Here is a 23498-nt window from a genome sequence, read left to right on the forward strand (position 1 = left end):
CACAAATAGAAACCCTGCCGGATGGCGCGATTTAAGAAACAGAGCGGATAATTGCTTCGGCAATTTGATTGAGCGGCAGCACATGATCGGCCAATTGGGCATCCACTATCGCTTTGGGCATGCCGTAAACAACGCAGCTTTCTTCATTTTGAGCGATTACATAGCCACCGGAATTTTTGATTTTACGGGTGCCTTCCAACCCGTCTTTTCCCATTCCTGTCATAATTACGGCTAATGAATTTCCGCCAAAAACGGTGTTGGCGGAATCGAACATGACATCTACGGAAGGGCGGAAAAGCACATCCTGCGGATCTGGCGTTACTTTGGCGAGTACTTTTGTGCCGCTTTTGGCAAATTTTAGGTGCTGACCGCCCGGCGCGATATACACGTTACCGGGTAAAATTTCCATTCCGTCCTCTGCCTCAACCACGTTTAACTCGCTCATGGTGTTCAGCCGGTCCGCAAGCGATTTTGTGAAATGCGGTGGCATATGCTGCACAATTGCCACAGGGATGTTCAAATCGCCCGGCAATGCCGGAATAATTTGTTGCAGCGAGAACGGTCCGCCGGTAGAAATACCAATGACAACAATCTGAAAATGCTCAAATCCTGGTTGTGTAACCCGCCGAACCGGGGCTCTGCCGGAACTTTTTGCAGGAATTGGATTCGATCGGGAAAGCGTTTTGCGGCTGGATAATATGCCGTCCACATGCGATTTTGCCGGTGTACGCGCTTTGTAGCGTTCCCGCAGGCGTTTTACATCACTATTGACATCGATATTTTTGATGTGGCTTTGAATAACGCTTTTCACTTTTTCAGTTAACTGGCGCTTCATCTGAATAAGGTCGTACGAAATCGAAGACATCTCTTTTGTGATAAAATCGACAGCACCGGCTTGCATAGCTTCGATGGTGTTTTGCGCACCTTCTGCCGTGAGCGAACTGATAATAATGATCGGTAACGGGGTATTGGCCATAATTTCGCGTGTGGCGGCAATGCCGTCCATCCGGGGCATTTCGATGTCCATCGTCAGCAAATCCGGCTTCAGCTCGCGGACTTTTTCTACGGCTTCCTGTCCGTCCCGTGCTGTGCCAACCACTTCGATGCCCGGATCTTCTTCCAAAATCATCGAAATTGCTTTGCGCATAAACGCGGAATCATCTGTTACCAACACGCGAATAGCCATGTTTTAAGCCTCGTACCCGATTTTATTTTTCATCAATTTGGCGATTTCGCCGACATCCAGAATCATAATTACGCGACCGTCTCCCAAAATGGTTGAGCCGGCAATGCCCTGAGTGCTTTTAAGAAATGTGCCAAGTGTTTTGATGACAATCTCTTTTTGTCCCAACAAACTATCGACCACCAAACCGAAGAACGAATTGGCAACGCCTATCACGACCGTATAAAAACGATCGCTGGTTTTGTTTTTACTGCCGGGGACATGCAACAAATCGTCCACATGAACCAGCGGTAAAATGCGGTCGCGCAGCCGGATCATTTCTCGACCCTGGATGTAGGAAAGATCGCTGCGGGATGTGCGCACCACTTCCAGAACAGAGCTGAGGGGTACCGCAAACGTTTCGTCGCCCACATTAACCAGCAATCCCTGAATGATCGCCAGTGTGAGCGGCAATTTTAGGGTGAAACGGCTGCCCTTTCCAACCTCGGATTCGACTGTGATAATGCCGTTAAGTTTCGTAATATTGGTTTTTACAACATCCATTCCAACACCGCGACCGGAAACGCTGGTCAATTTTTTTGCCATGCTGAAACCCGGTGCGAAGATCAGATTGTAGCTTTCGGTGTCGGTCATTTCGGCGGCCTCCTGGGGTGTCAGCACGCCTTTTTCCACTGCTTTTGCTTTAATTTTTTCCGGATCGATACCTTTGCCGTCGTCCTCAATGGCGATCACAATATGGTTGCCTTCGTGTCCGGCGCTCAGCCGGATTCTGCCTCGACGCGATTTGCCTGCCGCTTCGCGTTCTTCCGGGCTTTCGACACCGTGATCGGCGGCATTGCGAACGAGGTGAATGAGCGGATCGCTGATTTCTTCGATGATCGATTTGTCCATTTCGGTTTCTTCACCTTCGATAACCAGCTCAATTTCCTTCCCAAACTCGCGCGAAATATCGCGGACGACTCGCGGAAAGCGATTGAACACGCGCCCGATTTGAACCATCCGTGTTTTCATTACAGCGGATTGTAATTCGGTGGTGATAAAATCAATTTGTGATCCGGTTTCCATTAACTGCTGCAAAAATTCGCTGCTTTCTTCGGTTAACACGCCATTTCCGATAATTTGGGAAAGCCGGTTCCGGCCCAAAACGAGCTCTCCAACGAGGTTCATCAGGCTGTCCAATCGCCGGACATCCACCCGAATGGTGGTGTCTGCGGCTTTTTCCGGACGTTTGGATGCCGCCACAACGCTGCCGTTGTTTGTATTTGCGGTTGTATTTTCCGGTTCGGATTTCGGTGCAACGGTTTTTTCCGATGGTGTGCCGCTGACCGCCGCCGGCGATTTCGGCGCCTGCGAGATTTTCTCGCCGTTGGAAATCGCAACAAGTTTTTGATTGATGTCGGTTAAATCGACGTGCCGCAGATCGCGGTCAATTACCTGTTGCAGCAACGATTTCATTAGATCGAACGCTTCGAACATGATGTCCAGCATCCATGGTTCGAATGCCAGTTGGTCACGGCGGAGTTTGTTCAGCACATCCTCAAAGTGGTGCGCCAGATCGCTCATTTCCTCAAATGCCAAAAATCCTGATGTGCCTTTTACTGTGTGGATGGCGCGGAAAATACGATTTACCAGATCTTTGTCCTGCGAATTGTGCTCCAGTTCCAGTAATTCCTGGTCGAGTGTTTCGAACACTTCTGTGGTTTCCACCACAAAGCTTTCCACGATTTCCAACATTTCTTCGGAAAACATGGGGTGGTTGCCATCTGCGGCGGCAGGCGGAATGTATTCCGGCTGTTCTGCAGATGCCAGGGCTTCCATATCGATGTCTTCTGTGGGTGTTTCATCGAAATCTGCCATATCGAGCTCAACTTCGGGCAATTCGTCAAAATCTGCCATGTCCAGCACCACTTCCGGGGGTGCGTTAAATGCTGCCATTTCTACCGTTGGTTCAGCGGTTTCCGGTGCTGTTTCTTCTTCGGCGGAATTGCAACTGTTGGAAATCGCTTCCAATTTGGCGGCAATGGCGCTGAGGTCTATATCCCGAATATCCCGGTCTACAACCTGCTGCAGGAGATCCTTCATCATATCAAAGGCTTCCAGCATCACATCCAGCATGCTGGTTTGGAACTGGATTTGGTCGCGGCGGAGTTTGTTCAGCACATCTTCGAAATGATGGGTCAGCTCCGTCATTTGCTGGAAATCCAGAAAACTGGATGTGCCTTTTATGGTGTGCACTGCCCGGAAAATTTTGTTTACTAGCTCTTTGTCATCGGCGCGGTGCTCGAGTACTAATAGATCCTGATCGAGTTCTTCAAAAATGTCTTGTGTTTCAACGACGAAACTTTCAACGATTTCGATCATGTCATCGGAAAACATTGCGTGCATCGTTTCATCTCCGTTCACGCTATAATAGCGATTTTCAAATTAATGCCTGACCTGTTTCAATTTGCTGTTCAGCGGAAATCTGCTCACTTATTTCCGCTAACTTTTTCAGCTATTGTTAAATAATTTGTCGATTTCATCCTGTGATGCGATGCCATCGATGCCTTTATCCTGCACATCTTTGGGTGCGGATTTGCTGCTTTCCGGGGCATCGGAAACGCTTTCGAACAGTCGGTCAATTTCGTCCTGATCTGCCACCGGGTTGTCGTTTTTTTCGGCGCCAAAAAGCTTGTCGATATCATCCTGCGATGCCGGGCCTTTGGCTTCCGGTTGCGATTTGTGGTGATCATCGAATACGGAATCTGCCAGTTGTTGTTTGTCTCCAGATGTGTCGTATGTGGCATTTGGATCAAACACATGCGGCATGGAGTGCCGTTTTCTTTCGATAAAATTGTCGTCGTCTGCTTCCTTAAATCTGCGGATGAGTGTAGCCAATCGTTCCTCGACGGATTCGATGAGGTGGTTGACCGCGGCAATTTGCTGGGCGGTAATATCCTGCACCTGCATGGACATCATAATGCTGCTGGTGCTATCGTGAACGGTATCGAGGATTTCGCTCATTTTATCATAAAATGAGATGAGTTTTTTGTGGGTGCGCAACTTTTCAAGATGGATCTGGTTAATTTTGGTCAGCAATACATCATTTTTGCCTTCCAGTTCATTGCGCAGCAACCGCAGGATGTGCGAATCTAGCCGCACCACTTTTTTGATGGCTTCGGCGTTTTCCGAATGTTCGGCTTTCATTTCGCCCAGTTTGTAGAGGATGTTGTCCACCATGTCAAAAATCTCGGTGGCGGCCATCTCGGTTGCCTGGGTTACTTTGCTGAGTTGCGATGATGCACGGGGCATTTTCGATGTGCTGTCGCTGATGGATTTGTTGATTTCGTCCAACAATGGAATTACTTCCTGAACAAAGTTAAACAGCTCTTCCAGAAAAGGAATAACGCGTTGCCCGAAAATGAAGAGTGCTTTCAACTCATTGATTTTATTTGAGATACTGGCGATCTGTTGTATTTTCATAATTGGTGTTCTCCTAAACCAGCGAATCTTTTTGAAACTCTGAACGCATCGCAACGGATTGTGACAAATGGATTTTGCATTTTCCGAAAGCGTTTTGAACAGGCTTCTGCTGAATGGTTAATGCGGATATTTATCCTCCTGTTAACGTCGGGACTGCAAAATCTGGTCAATTTTTTCCTTTAGCACCTGAGGTGTAAACGGTTTGGTAATGTAATTATTTACCCTTGCCTGTAGTGCTTCCAGCACATCTTCTTTACCGCTGCGGGTGGTTACCATTAAAATGGGAAGCCCGGCATAATCCGACGACGTGCGAACGGTTTTGGTGAACTGCAAGCCATTCATGTTCGGCATGTTCCAGTCTGTGATGATGAAATCGATTTCCTCGATACTCAGTTTGGCCATGCCATCGCGACCGTCTTCTGCCTCTACAACATCGGTGTAGCCGATTCGTCCCAGTGCATTATTCACAATTCTGCGCATGGTCGGTGAATCATCGACAACTAAAAATTTCATTGTTCCAACTCCTTTAGTTAAGAAATTTTGCTACTTCGTATTGAATACGTTTTCTATCAAATGGTTTAACGAGGTAGGCGTTTGCGCCTAATTGCTTGCCTTTCTCTATTTCTGCATCGCTGCTAAGCGAGGATAAAATGATTACCGGTAACTCACGATAAGATTGGTGATCGCGCAAGGTTTTAACCAACTCGAAACCGTCCAGATTTGGCATATTAAGATCGGTAATAACCAGATCAACTTTTTCGTAAGCCAATTTTTCCAGGGCTTCCATGCCATCGCGGGCAACAATAACGCGGCACCCTTGGGCACGCAATGCAAGCATTATGAATTTTCGGGTTGCCACGGAATCGTCAACAACCATTACCACTGGATTCATGTTTCACTCCTTGATGTACGCAATCGTTTTGGTAAAATGTAGCGGTTTAAACGCCTGGCTCAACCCATACAGCGATTCGGAATACCCCAGCAGCAAAAAGCCGCCGGGATTGAGTGAGTCGTATAAGCTGCCAATCACCTGTCGTTTGGATTTTGTATCGAAATAGATCAGCACGTTGGCGCAAAAAATAATATCAAACTGCTTCATGCTGCGCAACATATTGCGATCGAACAGGTTTACTTTCCGGAATTCAACCATGTTGGTGATAGGTGGCTGCAAGGTATAATCTTCACCTTTTTCGATAAAATATTTTTTGAGGATGTGTGCCGGAACTTTGCGTATCGAGTAGTTCCTGTATGTGGCTTTCCTGGCGCTGTTAAGAACGTTAGTGTTAATATCGCTGCCAACAATCTCGAAGCGAATATCCGGATTGGCCGGTTGCAATTTTTCTTTAACAATCAATGCTATGGTATATGGCTCTTCGCCGGAGGAGCTGGCTGCGCTCCAAATTCGTACGGTTCGTTTGCCCGTTTCCCGAATTCTTTTGATAATTTCCGGCAGCAATTCGTTTTCCACTATTTCCAGTTGCGGTTCATTCCGGTAAAAAAATGTTTCGTTAATGGTTATTACGTTTACCAATTGCGGTATTTCCTGCTCAGCCATGCCGTTACGCAGCCGCGATACATACTCGCCATAATCCCGAATTCCCAGTGCATGCACCCGTTGACCCACCCGGCTTTCCAACAGATATTTTTTGTTATCCGGAAAATAGATGCCAGTTTTGTCATAAATAAATTGGCGCAAACCCTCGAAGACCGTGTCCGACATATTGGATTTTTGGACATTGGATGTCAGGTTCAGTTGCGATAAAAAGCTCATTAATAATACCTCATTCCTGCAATTTTGCTTAGCTGAGCGCTACAGCCAGTTTGCGGATATTTTCATCCTCATCGCTTTGTAACTGCGCTAACAGGTCTTCAAATTGATCTGTGCCGGTATGTTGCACCATTTCCAATGCAGTGGAACGGGCAATGGCTTCGTTGTCCTGCAAGGCTGCCCGAAGCACTGCCAAAAATTCCGGCAGGCGGAATTTGCCAAATATTTCAACGGCTGCCAGTTTGGATTCGACATCCAGAAAATGGTAATTCTCTTTAACAAAACGACCCATTTGCATGATGCCCTGATCCATTTTTAAATATTCGTCGGTTTGCAGATATTCAACGGCTAAGCCGAGAGCGAAACGCGCGCCGGTTTGCAGAGATATTTTTCCTGTTTCCGCCGCGTCGATAACGCAGCCAACAATATTGATCCGGGAGTTGCAGATCGTCTGGAAAATTTGCATATCCAGCGGTTCTGAAATTCCCATTTTGGGAATTAGCTGAACCACGACATCAGCATCCACAAAATAGCGGAGACCTTTTACGGCGGTTTCCACGTATTCGCTGTCTTTATCGTTGAGCATTTGCAGCAAGTGCTTTTTCAAATATTGGGGCAATTCGGATTGTAATCCGGGATTGGCTTCGGCGATATCCACCACTGCCTGCAACATAATTGCCCGGGTTGTTTCGTTCACTTTTTCCAATTTTTCCAAAATCAGCGGCAGGGTTTCCGGTGTTTGATTGTGGGACAGCGCTTCCACTGCCACCAATTGCACAACCGGATCGTCATCGTGCAATGCTTCGGCAAAAAATTCGGCATATTCACCGTTTTCAAATTGTGCAAATGCAGACAGAACGTTTGTTCTGGTATATTCATAATTGCGATAACACGCCATTAATTCTTCTGCAAATTGTTCGCCCTTTAATGCACCCAACGCATCAATTGCGGAGAGAACCACATTTTGATCAATGTCGTTCAGGCATTTTGCAATATTATCCAGATAATCTTCAGCCGGGAGCAGGGTGAGTAAATCGATGGCAAACTTGCGCACATCTTTTTCGGTGTCGCAAATATAACCGGCGATTGCAGGAACAGCCAATGCGCCCATTTTAACCAGCGTATCGCCGGTTAAATTTCGGACGGAAATATTATCGCTGGCCATCAGCGGTGCAATTTGTGCTGCCAGCGAAGCATCGGCATTGAGCACCAGAAACTGGGCGGCTGCATCGCGCACGCCTCTGTCCTCATCTGCCAGCAATCCTGCCGCCAGAGATGCTGCTTTGGGCGAAAAATCGCCGTCTGTCAGCTCTTCCAGTGCCAGCCGCCGGTCAAATGCGTTTTGGCTGTTTAGCTTTTTAATGATTTCCGGTTTCATGGTTAATTTCCCCGATTCCTGAATACAATTATTTCAGTTGTTATGCCGGAAAGTTGATTAGCCAAAAAGGTGTAAATCGCTGATTTTTAGTAAATTAAATCGGCTGGTTTTTCATCTATTGATGAAAAAAAGTAACCTTCCTGGTTCAAAATCCTTCCCTCGTTCAATTCGATATTCGACGTTAAAGCCCTTTACTTAATCATTTAAATCCAAAAAAATAACGTCTGTTATGCTTTCCCAACATCCTTTTTGTCCCTCGCCGGTATTTTGCGTATAACGCGTATCGGTTGGGGATTAAAATGCTTCAAACGATTCTGAATGATGTTTCATTGTTTTGTGTTGCTGCACCTGTTTATCAGATTTTGAAGATTTACCGTTGCGTTGTTCAAAAACATCCTGATTCAGGTTGAACCGTTTTAACAGATTTTGCAACTCATTGGTCATATTGCTCAATTCATTAATAGACAAGGCAATTTGGGATGCGCCATCCGCTGCCTGCGAAGATACGCTGGAAATGGTATCGATATTTTTTGCAATTTCCTCGCTGGTGGTGCTTTGCTGCTCACTGGCAGTGGCTATTTGATTGATGTAATCGCCAATGGTTTGGGCACTGTCCACAATTTCGTTGAGCGCTTGTCCGGCGGCATCCGCCAGGTGAATGCCCTGGGCAACGGTTTCGTTACCGCGTTTCATTGCTTCAACAGCTTCCTGCGTTTCTTTCTGGATGGTTTGGATCATCACCGAAATTTTTTCGGTTGCCTGCGTGGTGCGTTCCGCCAGTTTACGAACTTCGTCCGCAACTACGGCAAAACCGCGTCCCTGTTCGCCGGCGCGTGCTGCTTCGATGGCTGCGTTCAGCGCCAGCAAGTTGGTTTGATCGGCAATATCTTCAATTACGGATACAATTTCGCCGATCTCCGAGCTGGATTCACCCAATCGTTGAACGGTTTGGGCGGAATTTTTGACAACCTGGGCAATAACCCGAATGTTTTCAACCGTTTGCTGAACAACCCGACCGCCTTCTTCCGCGATTTTTCCGTTTTGGGCAGCGGCATTTGCAGCCTGTGTCGCATTTGCGGCGCTGCTGATGCTGGATCGTGCCATTTCCTCTACTGCTGCGGCAACTTCGTTGGCATGCGCCGATTGCTGCCGTGCGCTGCTGGCAAGGCTGTTGGTGCTGGTCGATATTTCCGATGTGGAATCTGCAACGATGTATGCGGTATCCACAGATTTCTGGAGCGTCTCTTTGATTGAATGAATAAATTTGTCGAATGCCCGGATGAGCGTTCCCATTTCGTTGGTATAGGGATAATGCAGGCTCGTATTCAAATCTGCCTGATGAACCTGTTCGGTAATGAGCGCTAACGGGCTCAGCACCAATTTGTTAAAAAATACCAACCCGATGATGCTCGCAATAATGACGCAACCCAACAATCCAAACAATATCAACCGTTTGGTGGCGAGCGCATTTTTATTGTCTGTGAAAAACAGCTCTGTCAGTGCGTCGGATTGCCGGATCAGCTCGTGGCTGTATTGTTGAATAACTTCCAGCGCGTTAAGGCTGGCTTGTTGCGATGCCGCTGTTGTGTCCGGTGCATGTAATCTGGAAAGGTGCGTTTGATATTCACTCCAGGTGTTGCCAATTTGGCTAAGCTGGGATTGAATTTCGGCAGATTCAATTGCTGCCGGTAATGCAGGTAATCGATTCAGGTTGGTTTCAAAATCGGCGATAGCCTGGCTCAAATCGGATGCGGTTCCGGTAGAACTGGCAACCCGGTAGGCATTTTTCTCAAGCTGGATGGATAGCGCTTTTTGCTGAAACGCGACTTTGATCGCTTCGTTTGTAAACTGTTGTTTGCTTTCGAGGGTTAAAAATCCACCGAGAATCGCAACGACAAAAAGTATGATGAATCCGAATAACAACATGAACTTAAGGCGTAAGCTGTTTAACATTCCTGTTTCCTCTAACATTTGCAAATTCCCTGTTGAACGGCTTGCACATCATCACTGTGCAAAAACCTGTAATGTGCGAAAAATTTACGCAACCTCTTCAAAAGCTAACAAATCCTGATGTTCCCCGGCGCTAAGCACTCTCACCAAATCCAGCAAAATCAGCAATCGATCGTCCAATTTTGCTACTCCGGTGATGTAACGGGCGTCGATATCGATAGCCAATTCCGGCGGCGGTTCGATAATCGATTTCGGTACGCGCAACACCTCCTGAACCTGATCGACCAGAAAACCAACTACTTTTTCACCCAACTCAACAACGATAATCCGGGTTTCCTTATCCCGTTTCCGGGGAATTCTGCCAAACCGCTTTCTCAGATCAACCACCGGCACAATTTTGCCACGCAAGTTGATAACGCCTTCGATAAAATCGGGCGCATTGGGAACACGGCTGATTTCCATCATTCGGATAATTTCCTGTACGTTGAGAATGTCGATTCCATACTCTTCGTTTTCTACAACAAAGCTAACGAGCTGGTAAATTATGCCTGAATCTTGATTGACTTTACTCATTGAATCACTCCTTAACGCTTAAAGCGAAAAATTCACGTTCCGTTGTCTTTGAAATTTATCGGACTTTTATTTTATATAGTTGAGCGAATTAATATCTATCTAATGTAAAATCCTGCGAACTTTCCTGCCGGTTCATGGAAATGGCAGGATATTCATCCATTTCGATCCGGAATTGCTGAACAATTTCCTGCAGCACAGTCATCATTTTTGATAACGATTGTGTTGCTTCGGAAATTTCGGAAATGCTGCTTTCGCCCTGGCTACTCAGCGTTGAAATGCTGAGGGCACACTCCCTGATTTCATCGCTGGTTGCACTTTGCTTTTCCATATTTTCGGAATTCTGCCGGACCAAAGCGGCAACTTCGGTTGAGCTGCTAACCATTTTGCTGAGAATTGTGCTGGCTGCATCCACCAGTTTCAGTCCATCGCTGAGTTCGGAATCGCCCAGTTGCATTGCAGAAACAGCTGTTGATGTTTTGGTTTGAACCATTTGAATCATATTGCCGATTTTTTTTGTTGCCTGTGTGGTGCGTTCTGCCAGCTTCCGAACTTCATCTGCAACAACGGCAAAGCCTTTACCCTGTTCACCTGCGCGCGCCGCCTCGATTGCCGCGTTCAATGCCAGCAAGTTGGTTTGATCTGCAATATCGTTGATTACGGCAATAATTTCGCCGATCTCCGTGCTGGATTTTCCCAAATCCTGCACCGTTTCGGATGACGATTTCACAACCGTAGCAATGTGGTGTATTTTTTGATTAATCTCGGCAATAATTTCGCCGCCTTTTTGGGCTGTCTCGCCGCTTTCGCCAGCTATTTGGCTACTGTGCTGAGCCATTTTTGCAACGCTGCGAATTTGCTCGCTCATATCCTGAATAACTTCGGAAACCGTATTTGCCTGCCGGGTTTGCTGGCTGGCGTTTCGGCGTAACTCAACGCTGGATTGATCAATTTCCAATGCGGCGCTTACCGTAGTTTGTGTGGCGTTTAAGACATTGCGAACCAACTCTCCCAGGCTGTGAATGGCCTGGTTAAACCCGCCATATAATTTCCCAATTGCACCGGTGCCGTGCGCAGGCATCCGAACCGTCAGGTTACCTTTGGCAAATTCGTCCATTGCGGAAAGCACCGTATCGATCTGCCCCTGCAATTCTTCTTGTTGTTTCGCCAACTGCTGCTTTGAGGCTTCTGCATCTGCATTTGCCTGTTTTGCCATTTCTGTTTCTTTGTTGGCACAGCGAATACCTTTCTCAATATCTTTCGCCATCTGCTGAAAGGAACGGCAGAGCGCACCAATCTCGTCTGTTTTATTAATGTTAATATCAGGATGATAATTACCTTGGGCCACTTCGGCAGCTGCCGATTTCAACGATAAAATCGGGCGGATAATTTGGCGATTTGCGTAAGCAAAACAGCCCAAAAGCAACCCAAAACCTAACAGGACAAAAAATAATTGCACATTTTTCAAACCGGCGATTTTCGCATTTGCATCCAGTTCAAACATTTTTACTGCCGTGTTCATTTCTTTCAATAATTGCAAATTATTCTGGAATATATATTCAACGGCTTCCTTTTGTTCGGCAGCGGTGGAATTGTCGGATGTCAACATGTCTATTTTAGCGCGAAAGGGCGTCCACAAATTCTGGACAATGGTCAACTGCGCGATAATTTCAGCATTCTTGCAGACCGGCAAACCTTGCTCCGCGTCTCCATTTATTAGCCCGTTCAGTATTTTATTGAATAGTGCAGCCGTTTCTTTTAAAATTGTAGCTTGTACAATATTTTGAGAAAAAGCGAGTGTTTCTTTACTCATCTTTTGTGAAAGCATGCGTTGCCGTCCGGCAAGATTAATAACGACAGCATCTTTTTCCTGGTCTGATACAGTAAAAAATGTTGCAATTACAGTTGCAATCAACAATAACGTAAAGGAAATAAAAATGGCTCCCATTTTAGCTTGTAATCGCATATCTGCAATCTCCTGTTAAATTCTGGAACAATAGATTTATAATACTTTTTCTGCAAGTACTGTTCCGATTCTGCAGGTACCGTTCCGATTCAAACTTTTGCAGTAGGATAAATATTCGACGGTAGCTTAAAACAAATTAGATTTTTTGATCAATTAAACAGTTGGGGATTTAAGACAAGAGACGGGATTTGTACACGAGCAGAGCGAACGGTTATGTTTATTGACGTAATTTAGATGTAGCAACACTTAAATAATGAAATTTTTTAATTTGGAATTTATATCCGGTTAAAATTATATTTAAACAACATATCAACAGGAAATGACATAATCATGTATTTTAGTTTATATTTTTGAGGAAAGCTGAAAAATAAAAATGATCGATCAAGTAGTATGCAATACAGATTTTGCATATTCATGCATTATTTGCGTTATTTGCCGCAAGAGGTCAGTGATATAACAACTTTTTTTGCTCATTATTGGGAATATCATTCGCCGGGTTCCATCAAAAAATCTTAATAAATTTACGATCCCCGCGAAATTGAACGACTATTGCACAATTATTACATATTATTCCGCGAATTTATTCCAAACACAATATTGTTATACAAAATGGCAATCAATTTGCAACGATTCATTGTTGTTTGAACAGGTGAAATGCGATTCCTGTGTGGCAAACCGGGATCCGATGAGTTAAAAAATGTAAAATATTCAACAGATTTTTTTGGGTCGAATGGAATTTAGAGAAAGTCAATTCGTTTTAAGGATACAGCAAAGAGGCTAAATATGAGCAAGCGTTTAGTGGATGACGCCGTTTGGATACCGGGAAGACGACAGCATTTTTTTAATGAATATGGCGATGCCGAAAATAGCGAATGCGAGGCTTGTGACAGGGTTGCTGCACAAAATGATGATACGGAACAGGTGTTGTACCGGGGAAAACACTGTTACGTGATTCACAGCCCAACGCCATACACGGTGGGGCATTTTCTGATAATTCCTAACCGTCACGTGTGCAGCATTCGCGAATTGTTGGATCGCGAAAGTCTGGATATTATGCAGACACAGCAAATGTGCATGGAAGTGTTGGATGCAGTTATTCGCCCGAACGGTTACGATACAGGAACCAGTGCCGGGAAAGTTGAGCATGGCACGGCATCGCGCCATCTGGTTTTTCATGTTGTGCCGCGCCGAATGGGTGATAAAAACCTGATGTTAACTATTCGCACACGCCGGGAATTACAAATGCTCCAGCGAAATGCACATCAGGCGTTCCGCCGTGAATTTGAGGAACGTGTCTTCGTTGAATAAACCGGTTTTACCCTGTTCTTTTGCCCAAACGAAATATTTTTGGTGCACAACAACGGTTAATCTTCAGACATTGGCGCAGCGCCCGGTTTGTAGATGATCCCTTTGTTATTGTGCCCGTTCATTTTAACCACAATCGGTTGATCGAACTGCAGGTGGCGAACAAATTTATTTTGCAACTTTGCCTGCTGCTCGCTTAGCCAATCCCATTGGATAAAGCTCGATTTAACACTGCTGGCAATCGTAAAATAACCAACCATAAATGAAGTAATGTTGTGGAAGAAGTGCGATCCCTGCGATGGTTCCACCTCAAAATCCCGAAAGCTGGATTCCACAATCACCCGAGCACCGGAAATTTGCTCCCAATTTACCGGAATGCCCAGCCACGGATCCATCGATCCCCATCTGCCAACGCCAATCAGAATATACGGGCGGTCTTCTTTCTGCAAACGGCTGTTCAATTTGTGAATTTCTTTCGCCACATCGACGGTTTTTGAGCGATCGAAATTTTGGTAATCAACCATCACCACATCAAAAATATTTTTCAAAATGCCGTTGCCCAAAACCTGGCTGCTTTGGCAAATCAGGGTTTGGCTGTCTGCATCTTCCACATCCAGTTGTTCGGCTTCTTTGCTGAGCACCAGCGGGCGCATTTGTAAAATACCGAATTCCTTTGGTTGGCCGTAAGGCACGCTCATGTTCACCGCGAATTCGATTTCCACCGGTGTTCCCATGCCTTTCCGCCCGATTTCCAGCAAGTCCTGCAAAATTTCCGGCAGCGGAAAAATATTGTTTTTCAGCACCGGCGCAAACGTGATCAACCGGGAACCGCGCCGGGAAAGCCCGTCGTAAATCGCATGATTTTCGTGCGAATATGTTGACCCCACAGAATATAATGTGCCATCTTCCTCCGCAACCTGCAACCGGAATGGCTGGATAATTTTTTCAAATGATTCTGCATTTGCTTCCAGCGGCACACTCATATCCAACGCAAAAAAGCTGCGCTGGTTATTGTTCAACGTTTCGTCGATGCTCGAAAATTGATGAATATGCTTTGGATATCGCGGACAAAATTTGACGGTATTGCCGCCTTCCACAACCGTTTTCCCCAATCCCAACGCCACGGAAACGATGCCGTCGGACGCCTTTTGCGGGCTGATCGGGTAAAAATTATGCGATTTTGCCACGCCGGAAAAATCCGGGTAATAGCGTTGTTTGTGTTTCTGACCAACCATTTTCTGGATGATCACCGCCATTTTTTCTTCTTCCACGCGATAGGTTGCCAGGTTCACATAATCTTTGGCGCGTTTGTAAAATGTGGAGGCATAAACGCATTTGATGGCGTTCAACAACTCATCCAAACGCACTTGCGAATCGAAATGTGTGTTGGGCAGCATGTAGGTTGTGTACACGCCGGCAAATGGATGATATTGCGAATCTTCCAGCAAACTGGACGATCGCACTGCCAGCGGATCGCGCATTAAATTAAGAAACTGCGTGAGTTGATACAGCGGTTTCGGCGGAAAACGCTCTGCTTTCAGAAAATGGGCGGTAATTTCCGCATCGCTGTAGTCGCCCGAAAGCGCGGTTGCCCGCAGGTTGTTTCGCTCGATAAATTCATCGAAAACTTCCGTGCCCAATACAACTGTCGGCGGCACCTGGATGACGAGGTTTTTATATTTGTCATTCAGCCGGAACCGGTTGACCAACAAATTCACAAAGCTGAGCCCGCGTGCTTTTCCGCCCAGCGATCCGCCGCCGATTCGCGCAAAACCATCCTGAATATCAAATGCTTCTTTTTTGAAATCGGTGATGGCGCCACGGCTGCGGCTTTTGCGGTATTTTCGCAGATATTCGATAACCGCCGTGCGAAATTCTTCAATCGATTTGTATTCGGAAATTTTGCGGGGACGCAATTGGTGCGCCAGCCAAAACTCTGTTCGTGCTTTCAGCCATTTCGAAAAATGATTGCGTTCGGCATGATAGTTCAGGCTTTCCTCCGGCACCCGGTGCAACTGGCGCTCCAAAGATACGAGATCGCGGGCGCGCCCGACTTCCTGATTGTCTGGCATGCGGAAAACAAAATCGCCAAAACCGAACTGATCGCTCATAAATTTCCGCAAATCATTCAGCAGCGTCGGAGAATTTTTCAGCAAAAAGGATGCGCTGACATCGTTCGCCTCGCTCTCAAATTCCTGCGATGTCGATTGAAGCATAATTGGGATGTCATCTTGCTTCTGTTTGGCATTCTTGGCAAATTCAATTCCCGCGCGGGGATTTTGCTCGCCATCGCGATTAAAATCAATGTCCGAAATGATACCCAAAATAGAATCCTGATATTTTTCGAAATTATACCAGGCGTCCTCATAATTGGTGCAAAGCAGGATTTTCGGGCGCGCGCGCATCCGCAAATAACGGTCGGAAAGGTTGATGCCTTCGGAGATCAGCCGTTGCGATTGTTCGAACAGTTCCATGTAAATGATCGGCAAAAACGAAGAATAATAACGAACGCTATCTTCAATTAAAATAATGGTTTGAACGCCGACTGTTTGTGTGTCGTGCTCAACATTTACGCTGTCTTCCAAATGTTTGATGATAGCAATAAGAATGCGAAAATCGCCCTGCCAGATAAACACGCGATCGAACAATTCCGCGCTGTAATACGAGAGCAATTCCGACGTTTCGCGATTGTCGTAGGTCAGTAAAACGATGGGAATATCGAGATCCGCATCGCGAACACGTTTGGCAAATGCGGCAACTTCCATATCCTCGATGTGCGGTGTGGTGATAATCAGGTCGTAGCGTTTTTCGGTTTTGGCGAGTTCCAGCGCTTTCCATCCGCTGGAAACGCGGGTGAGTTCCGGCGCTTCGCTCAGGTTCAATCCGCGATATTCATCGCGAATGAGTTCGTACAGCCGCCCGTCCTCTTCGAACACATACAAATCGTAAAGGCTGCTCACCAAAATCACGTTGCGGATGCGATAGCGCATCAAATCCTGAAAGCCTTTGAATACGGTGCCGCTGTCCGGTTCCATTGCGTTAAAATCGATGTCGGGAAAATCGCTCATGATCATAAACCGTTGTTTTTGTTGTCGATAAATGCAATTAAAATATTACTTCGAACATGCGCTCCCAGTTTTTGCCGGTTACGAAAAACGTGCCGGAAGCGGCGCGCCAGGCAATGCCGTTCAGCACGTGCTCCGGATTGGTTTGCTGCTCGATGGCAACCAGTTCCGAGCAGTCGATCACCCGGGTTGCTTTGCCGGTTGCCGGCGAAATTTCCAGGAAATAATCGCGCCGCCAAACGTTGGCGTAAATCAATTCGTTGGCAAATTCCAGCTCGTTCAGCGAGCTGACCGCTTCGCCATCGCGGGTGACGGAAATGGTGCGCACAAGTTTGAAATTGTCATCTCGAAAATAGATGGTCGATGAACCGTCGCTCATTATAAAATGATCATCGTTGGCTGTTAGCCCCCAGCCTTCCGTGCCGTACCGGAAGGTGTCCACCTGCGCCAGCGAAGTTGCATCGTAAATAAACGCTACCCGCGATTGCCAGGTAAGTTGCACAAACCGCCCGTTTTTCAGCGCCAACCCCTCGCCGAAATATTGATTCGGCAGCGTATCGCTGTGCAGCACCTCGCCGGTTTCCGGTGCAACTTTGCGAAAAGTGGAGATGCCGTATCGCCCGCTGCCCTCGAACAAAAATCCCTCGTGAAACAGCAACCCCTGAGTGAACGATCCGCTGTCGTGCGGATATGTCGCCACAATTTCCGGCTGCACCACCGGGATTTCTTCAGGCGGATTATTGTCGCCGCCGCCGGGCGTTGTCGGGGAATTTTCGCTACAGGAATGGAGCAAAAACAGCAGCAAAATCCAAAGTGTCCATATGCCTTTGATGTTGTATTTTCGCAGATTAATCGGGATATTCCTTTTTTTCAATTCAGTAATTCATGATTGACGAAGCGATAGCTGCACGTCATTTAATATCCAAATTTTCCACATTCAAAGCAACCGCAATGATGAACACATCCAATTTTCGAAAACATGCCCACGAACTGGTGGACTGGATGGCCGATTTTCTGGAAAACATCGAGTCGTTTCCGGTGAAATCGCCGGTTACGCCGGGTGAAATTATCGCGCAACTGCCGGAAAATCCGCCGGATGCGCCGCAGCCGTTTTCGCAGATAATGGCGGATTTTCAGCACATCATTGTGCCGGGAATGACGCACTGGCAACATCCCAATTTCCACGCCTATTTTCCGGCGAACAGCAGTCCGCCATCCGTGCTGGCGGAAATGCTCACCGCAACGCTCGGTGCGCAGTGCATGATCTGGCAAACCTCGCCCGCCGCCGCAGAGCTGGAAGAACGGATGATGCACTGGTTGCAGCAAATGACCGGCTTGCCGGAAAACTGGCACGGCGTCATTCAGGATACCGCGTCGTCTGCAACGCTGTGCAGCATTTTGACTGCCCGCGAGCAGCATTCCAGATTTGCGGTAAACCAGCGCGGATTTTCCGGGGAAAAATTTGTGGTGTACTGCTCGGAGCAAACCCATTCATCGATCGACAAAGCAGTGAAAATCGCCGGTATCGGCAGCGATTTTTTGCGAAAAATTCCGGTGGACGATGCATTCGCGATGCGAACGGATGCGCTCGCCGAAGCCATCGCAACGGACAAAGCCGCCGGATTGCAGCCGCTGTGTGTGGTTGCCTCCATCGGAACAACCGGTTCGACCGCGATCGATCCGCTCCGGAAAATTGGGGAAATTTGCAGAGAGAACAGCATCTGGCTGCATGTGGATGCGGCATTTGCCGGAACCGCGCTGCTGCTGCCGGAATGCCGCGGGATGATCGACGGCATCGAGCTGGCGGATACGTTCGTTTTCAATCCGCACAAATGGATGTTCACCAATTTCGATTGCAGCGCCTATTTTGTGAAAGACAAAGGTGCGCTCATCCAAACCTTTGAAATTTTGCCGGAATATTTGAAAACCAGCGAAGATAATCAGGTGAACAATTACCGCGATTGGGGCATTGCGCTGGGCAGGCGTTTTCGTGCCCTGAAGTTGTGGTTTGTGATTCGCACCTACGGCGTGCGCGGATTGCAGGCGAAAATTCGCGAGCACATCCGTTTGGCACAGGAATTTGTGAAATGGATCGAAAATTCAGATGATTTTGAGCTGCTCGCACCCGCGCCACTGAACACTGTCTGCTTCCGTTTTCATCCCCAAAAGGTGAACGAAATTGAGGCGCTAAATCAATTAAATTCAACATTTTTGGAGAAATTGAACGCGACGGGTGAGGTGTATCTCACTCACACAAAATTGAACGGAAAATACACGTTGCGAATGGTGATCGGGCAAACGAATGTGGAACAGCGGCATGTGGAAAAAGCGTGGCAGTTAATTCGGGAAATCAGCCGCGAATTATAATTTTATCAGTCACAAAAACACAGAGAATTTATGTTTTTTGTGCTGATATCGATTTGTGGCTCTCAACAATTTCTGTGGCAACAACAATTTTACAGCGGTTGCATGGTTTGCAAATCGATGATCACCGGTTCCAGCTTGCCATCGCGAATGAGAATTTGCGCCACGGTAACCGGCAAATCGAATCGCCGCCGTCCGGCGCTGCCGGGATTCAAAAATATCACGCCGTTGCGCTCCTCGATGGACGGAATGTGCGAATGCCCATAAATTACCATTTCCATTCCCGCTGCCGCTGGATCGATATCCAAATCATCCAGAATGTGGATCATGTAAAAATGCTGTTTGGCAAATTCAACGACTTCGGTAATTGGCAAATTTGATAATCCCTCACCGTAATCCACGTTTCCGCGAACGGCGTACACCGGCGCAATTTTTTGCAAACTATCCAAAATTTTAGCAACGCCAACATCACCGGCGTGTAAAATAATGTCGCTGCCTTCCAGTGCTGCGATCGCCTGTGGGCGCAGCAACCCGTGTGTATCGGAAATACAGCCAATTTTTGATAAAGGCATCAACTCTCCCTAAGCTGTAACAGTTGCGAAAATTAATATTTTTAATGGCAAAATTACATTCAAAATAAAAAAAGCCCTTCTTTTGGAAGGGCTTTCAGGTGAGGACAATTGCAGCAGGAAGTGCATACAAATTGGATGTAGAGTGCGAGACAAGGGAAACGCTTGCGGTGAAACCAGATCCCGCTACTCTACAGAGTTTAAATTTTTAAAAGCGGAAACGGGTAGTGGCTGCCAGCGTGTAACCCCGGGTGTTGCTGCCGGAGAAACCGCCGTGATTAACAAATCCTAGATCCACAAACCAGTATTTCAGGTTGAGCCCGACGCCAAAAGCGGTGGAAAATCCCTGCTGTCCGCCAAAGGAAACACCGGCACGCAGCGGTAATAGCGGCACACCTGTAAATTCCGATCCGATGGCAAAACGGGAATATTTCAGCACACCCATGCTGGATGACAAACCCTGTTCAAATTCACTGGAAAACATCAGTTTTTTGGTGAGGCGATAGCTGACACCAAAATCCAGCACTGCGGGCAGCCGTGTGCTGAAGCTGCCGGTGACAAACGAGGTATCTTCCGAAACCAGAACGCTGTCGTTGTCGTCATCGAAGGTGTTGGAATTGATGGCAAAATTATCTGCTTCCACAGAATATTGGTGAATTTCCGTGCCGGATTGCCAGTTTACGCTGCCAAACGCATTCAGCACCGCTGCGCTGATGGTCAGTTTTTGGTTTGATTGCATCACCAAACCAATGTCGTAACCGAAGCCGGAGCCGCCGCTGGCCTGGCGCATTTCCAGCATGCCGTTAAAATCAGTGGTCGGATTATCGGCGCTCAGATTTTGGAAATATCCCTCTGCGCTTGTCACTTCCGCATATTGCAATCCAATAATATATTTTGCTGTCATCCCGATGGCTGCAAAATCGAACATGCCGCCGCGCAAGAATTTAACAGGGAAACCTAACCCAAGCGATAATGCCGCGCCGCCCCAACCGGTGCCAGCTGCGCTGGAAAAATCATATGTCCGCCCGAGATCGGCGTTGCCGTAAAGCCCGATTTCAGCGATCTCCCGGGGAAGATTAAAATAACCGTTGCCCATTCCCGTTAGCGACAGGCTGAATTTGGGCATGTATAGCGCAAACGTATTCAGCTTTGCGGAGAAGTTGCCTTGCAATCCGCTGTTCGGTATCGAATTGAGAATATTGGATTTATCGCTGCTGCTCAGCGAGTCGCCGGTGGTGAAATATTGGTTATACAGCCCTTTGCTCAACCCGTTATTCGAAAGTCCTACGCTGCCGGAAAGCAGGTTAAATTCGAAATTAAACGCATGATGCAACGCCAGCGTAGCCGGATTTGCGCCGACCTGCTCCAGCCCGCGCGTATCTGCGGCGTTGCTGAAGGCCATTCCCGCACCTCGCGCGTCGATCACCTGTTGGGCGAACATCGACGCCGAGAGCGTCAAAAATAGTGAAATCCATATCAATTTATTTATTTTCATTTCGTAAATCCTCCTTTGATCCCCGTCAATCTTTGATGACAACTTTAACCTGAGCCAAACCGGAAACGGTCACAAAATCGCTGGCGCGCAGCGCGACAGTTTCTCCCGTGTCGTCCAGCCGCAGCTCAAAACCCACATTTACCGGCGTATTTTTGAAGATGCGGAATTCATCCTGCGTCAGCGAAAGGAAAACCTGGCTTTGCTGCGGCGTGTCCACATATCCGGTGGTGCTGTTGACCGTTGCCGGCGAAAGTGCAATCGTTTTGGTAAATTCCAACGCGGCATTGAAATAGGTTGAATCGTAAATATCCGTGTGCTGCGGGTCTGCGCTGACAACCAGCCGGATGCTGCCGCTCAGCGGCGTTCCGTTTAGCACGTTCAGCGAAAGCTCCGCCTGTTCCAGATTTTCGTCGGACGCATCGCGGATATCCTGATCGATGTCGTCATCCGTCAATTCGTTCACATCGCCGGTGTATAGCGCGTCGCCTTCAATCCGCAAACGGAAGGGCGTGGAAAAACTGTAATTGCCGGTAATCAGGCTGTTTTGGTTGATTTCCACTGCGCCATTGCCCACGGCTTGCCCGTAGGTGCGGATGCGCGTCGGCAGCACATTCAGAAAATCCGCTGCAACATCGCCCGGAACGGAAATGTAGGAAATTCCCGGATTTCCCGGATAGCCCGGTTCGATTTGCTGATTCACCAATTCCAGCCGTGCGGAGTCTGTCACCACACCGTTTTTCTCGTGATACCCGACGATGGTCAGGTCAAATGTCATATCTTCGATGTAAAATTCGTTGGAGAGTTTGAGCATGAAATTCACATTTTCCAGCCGGATGTTGTCAGGAATATCTTCGTAATCCATCACATCCGTTTCTTCGTACGGCTCGATTTCGAATACCTGATTTTCCAGATATCCACGCATCGATTGGAAAATGATAGAATCGATTTGCACGCCGATGCTCACTTTATCTGTTGCGCGGAGATGCACGATATTCGCAGTCGGATCGGTGATAATGCGATATTCGGTAAAAATGCTATCGATGTATTCGCCGGGATTATCCGGGTTAGCCAGTCGCATATTATTGAGCGGAACATCCAGCAATGCGGTGCCGTTTTGCGGCACATCCATCACGCCGCTGTAAGGCAAGCCCGAAGTGGTGATAATGTTGGGCATGCGATATTCCAATTGCATATCCACATTCGTCTGATTCAGAAAATCCAGTTGAATGCGTCCGCTTTCGATAACCGCTTCGCTCAAACTGGCGCGGTCGTCCAGTTGAAAACCGCCGCGTTCGGTGGTTTCCTGTTGCTCGATGCGGGCTATGGCTTCGTCCACTTCCATTTGTTCCAACACCACATCCAGCTCAACGCCGGATTCATTCAGCGTTTGGCTGCTCAGTTGAAACGCGGTGGGCTCCGCAATCGGCAACACAAAATCGAGATGCAACGGTGCATAAATCCAGATATCGCTGTTCAACTCTGCAACGCGTTCTACTGTGTTGCCGGTGGTGACGACTTCGTCAATCAAAAACGTAACCAGCTCAGTGCCAAAACTGTCGGTAACGCTCACTTCGAAACCGTTCGGCTGCGATGGGTTCGGTCCGACCGGGATTGGCATTGTGTTGGTAAACCGGAGGCGCAGCTGGCCATCCGTCACCCGGAATCCGACAAAATCGTTGGAATTCAATCGCGATGGCGCCGGATCGAAAGTAGTGTCCGAAATGCTGAACGGAATGGTTTGTCCGCCAGAAACCAGATTGGCAAGTTCCGGGAAAAACGATCCCAGGGTAATTTGCCCGGATTTCAGCGCTTCCAGATTGTTGAGCTTTAAGTTACCCAGCTCAAATGAGTGCGTTGTATCGACCGCGCCGGCGTTGAAATCCGCTGCCGAAATTTCGATCGATTCCAAATCGCCGTCAAACGAGAGAAACAGTGCGGAATCTGCGCCCTGCACAACAATCGTTGAATCGTTAACGATCTCTCGCAGTTTGAACGTTTCGTTGCCGATGGGCACGTTCAGTTCAACGCTCCACGTTGGCAAAACCGGATCTTTTACGGAAAGATCGCAACCGAACACCAGCAAAATTGCCAGCATTAACCATTTTGGTGAAAATAACCGGTGGGACCCTGTCGCAGTGGACAGCTTGTTGGGCGGTGTGCGCCTCATTGTCCTTCCTCCCTGAATTTGTCATTCTTCCCTGAATTATTTATGCCGTTCCACCGTTTAGAACGGAGCGCCAACTGCTTTTCTAACGTTTTAGCAGTTGCCCTTGCTATATTCTCTTATCGCGTGCGATGTATAAAAACTTTACATTTTATTTCGATTTTTAAATCACCCACGGCAAATCGCTTGAAAAAACCGGCAGACACGCTTAAATTACCACCTTCGAAAACCCCGTTATTGCAACATTCGCAGCAGCTTT

The 23498-nt window shown here is 47.4% G+C and carries 15 protein-coding genes and 1 pseudogene; 2 read left to right on the plus strand and 14 right to left on the minus strand.

Annotated elements, in window-relative coordinates; genetic code table 11:
• Positions 1-31 precede the first annotated feature (31 nt).
• The 9 genes and pseudogenes from cheB to H6629_10165 form a co-directional block, all read right to left on the minus strand.
• Positions 32-3544, minus strand: a pseudogene (cheB, locus tag H6629_10125) (chemotaxis-specific protein-glutamate methyltransferase CheB).
• Between the two features lie 129 nt (positions 3545-3673).
• Positions 3674-4645, minus strand: coding sequence for a protein phosphatase CheZ (locus H6629_10130; GenBank protein ID MCB9068151.1), 972 nt, complete (start codon positions 4643-4645; stop codon positions 3674-3676).
• Between the two features lie 141 nt (positions 4646-4786).
• The gene (locus H6629_10135) at positions 4787-5158 is read right to left on the minus strand and encodes a response regulator (GenBank protein MCB9068152.1); all 372 of its coding nucleotides are present in this window, start codon (positions 5156-5158) and stop codon (positions 4787-4789) included.
• Positions 5159-5171: 13 nt separating this feature from the next.
• Entirely contained in the window at positions 5172-5537 is a 366-nt protein-coding gene (locus H6629_10140) for a response regulator (protein MCB9068153.1), read from the minus strand.
• 3 nt (positions 5538-5540) lie between these two features.
• Positions 5541-6416, minus strand: a complete 876-nt coding sequence (locus tag H6629_10145) for a protein-glutamate O-methyltransferase CheR (protein ID MCB9068154.1) — start codon at positions 6414-6416, stop codon at positions 5541-5543.
• A 28-nt stretch (positions 6417-6444) separates the two neighbouring features.
• Positions 6445-7791: a HEAT repeat domain-containing protein gene (locus H6629_10150; GenBank protein MCB9068155.1), complete on the minus strand. Its 1347-nt coding sequence runs from the start codon at positions 7789-7791 to the stop codon at positions 6445-6447.
• A 294-nt stretch (positions 7792-8085) separates the two neighbouring features.
• The gene (locus H6629_10155; protein MCB9068156.1) at positions 8086-9744 is read right to left on the minus strand and encodes a hypothetical protein; all 1659 of its coding nucleotides are present in this window, start codon (positions 9742-9744) and stop codon (positions 8086-8088) included.
• 84 nt (positions 9745-9828) lie between these two features.
• A complete protein-coding gene (locus H6629_10160; protein MCB9068157.1) occupies positions 9829-10314 on the minus strand; it encodes a chemotaxis protein CheW in 486 nt (161 codons plus the stop codon).
• An 88-nt stretch (positions 10315-10402) separates the two neighbouring features.
• Positions 10403-12277, minus strand: a complete 1875-nt coding sequence (locus tag H6629_10165) for a HAMP domain-containing protein (GenBank protein MCB9068158.1) — start codon at positions 12275-12277, stop codon at positions 10403-10405.
• 783 nt (positions 12278-13060) lie between these two features.
• Between H6629_10165 and H6629_10170 the strand changes: the two genes are divergently transcribed.
• Positions 13061-13585, plus strand: a complete 525-nt coding sequence (locus tag H6629_10170; GenBank protein MCB9068159.1) for an HIT domain-containing protein — start codon at positions 13061-13063, stop codon at positions 13583-13585.
• Between the two features lie 56 nt (positions 13586-13641).
• Here H6629_10170 and H6629_10175 read toward each other — a convergent pair whose 3' ends face one another.
• On the minus strand, positions 13642-16572 hold the full coding sequence (locus H6629_10175) for a histidine kinase (protein ID MCB9068160.1): 2931 nt from the start codon (positions 16570-16572) through the stop codon (positions 13642-13644).
• Between the two features lie 115 nt (positions 16573-16687).
• Positions 16688-17521 carry a glutaminyl-peptide cyclotransferase gene (locus tag H6629_10180; protein ID MCB9068161.1) on the minus strand — a complete coding sequence of 278 codons (834 nt, stop codon included), beginning with the start codon at positions 17519-17521 and terminating at the stop codon, positions 16688-16690.
• 80 nt (positions 17522-17601) lie between these two features.
• Here H6629_10180 and H6629_10185 point away from each other — a divergent pair, with 80 nt between their 5' ends.
• A complete protein-coding gene (locus tag H6629_10185; GenBank protein MCB9068162.1) occupies positions 17602-19014 on the plus strand; it encodes an aminotransferase class I/II-fold pyridoxal phosphate-dependent enzyme in 1413 nt (470 codons plus the stop codon).
• Between the two features lie 89 nt (positions 19015-19103).
• Here H6629_10185 and H6629_10190 read toward each other — a convergent pair whose 3' ends face one another.
• From H6629_10190 to H6629_10200, 3 genes are all read right to left on the minus strand, one after another.
• Complete coding sequence (locus tag H6629_10190) at positions 19104-19583, minus strand: metallophosphoesterase family protein (GenBank protein MCB9068163.1); 480 nt, start codon at positions 19581-19583, stop codon at positions 19104-19106.
• Between the two features lie 205 nt (positions 19584-19788).
• Positions 19789-21075 (minus strand): hypothetical protein, encoded by a 1287-nt coding sequence (locus tag H6629_10195; GenBank protein MCB9068164.1) that lies wholly within the window; start codon positions 21073-21075, stop codon positions 19789-19791.
• Positions 21076-21100: 25 nt separating this feature from the next.
• A complete protein-coding gene (locus H6629_10200) occupies positions 21101-23242 on the minus strand; it encodes a hypothetical protein (protein ID MCB9068165.1) in 2142 nt (713 codons plus the stop codon).
• Positions 23243-23498 lie beyond the last annotated feature (256 nt).

Source organism: Calditrichia bacterium, assembly GCA_020634975.1.
Taxonomy (GTDB): Bacteria; Calditrichota; Calditrichia; order RBG-13-44-9; family J075; genus JACKAQ01.

Excerpts from the sequence above, each read along its gene's own strand:
- H6629_10130 (MCB9068151.1), bottom strand. The coding sequence starts at position 4,645 with ATGAAAATACAACAGATCGCCAGTATCTCAAATAAAATCAATGAGTTG.
- H6629_10135 (MCB9068152.1), bottom strand. The coding sequence starts at position 5,158 with ATGAAATTTTTAGTTGTCGATGATTCACCGACCATGCGCAGAATTGTG.
- H6629_10140 (MCB9068153.1), bottom strand. The coding sequence starts at position 5,537 with ATGAATCCAGTGGTAATGGTTGTTGACGATTCCGTGGCAACCCGAAAA.
- H6629_10145 (MCB9068154.1), bottom strand. The coding sequence starts at position 6,416 with ATGAGCTTTTTATCGCAACTGAACCTGACATCCAATGTCCAAAAATCC.
- H6629_10150 (MCB9068155.1), bottom strand. The coding sequence starts at position 7,791 with ATGAAACCGGAAATCATTAAAAAGCTAAACAGCCAAAACGCATTTGAC.
- H6629_10155 (MCB9068156.1), bottom strand. The coding sequence starts at position 9,744 with ATGTTAAACAGCTTACGCCTTAAGTTCATGTTGTTATTCGGATTCATC.
- H6629_10160 (MCB9068157.1), bottom strand. The coding sequence starts at position 10,314 with ATGAGTAAAGTCAATCAAGATTCAGGCATAATTTACCAGCTCGTTAGC.
- H6629_10165 (MCB9068158.1), bottom strand. The coding sequence starts at position 12,277 with ATGCGATTACAAGCTAAAATGGGAGCCATTTTTATTTCCTTTACGTTA.
- H6629_10170 (MCB9068159.1), top strand. The coding sequence starts at position 13,061 with ATGAGCAAGCGTTTAGTGGATGACGCCGTTTGGATACCGGGAAGACGA.
- H6629_10175 (MCB9068160.1), bottom strand. The coding sequence starts at position 16,572 with ATGCGCTATCGCATCCGCAACGTGATTTTGGTGAGCAGCCTTTACGAT.
- H6629_10185 (MCB9068162.1), top strand. The coding sequence starts at position 17,602 with ATGAACACATCCAATTTTCGAAAACATGCCCACGAACTGGTGGACTGG.
- H6629_10190 (MCB9068163.1), bottom strand. The coding sequence starts at position 19,583 with ATGCCTTTATCAAAAATTGGCTGTATTTCCGATACACACGGGTTGCTG.
- H6629_10195 (MCB9068164.1), bottom strand. The coding sequence starts at position 21,075 with ATGAAAATAAATAAATTGATATGGATTTCACTATTTTTGACGCTCTCG.
- H6629_10200 (MCB9068165.1), bottom strand. The coding sequence starts at position 23,242 with ATGAGGCGCACACCGCCCAACAAGCTGTCCACTGCGACAGGGTCCCAC.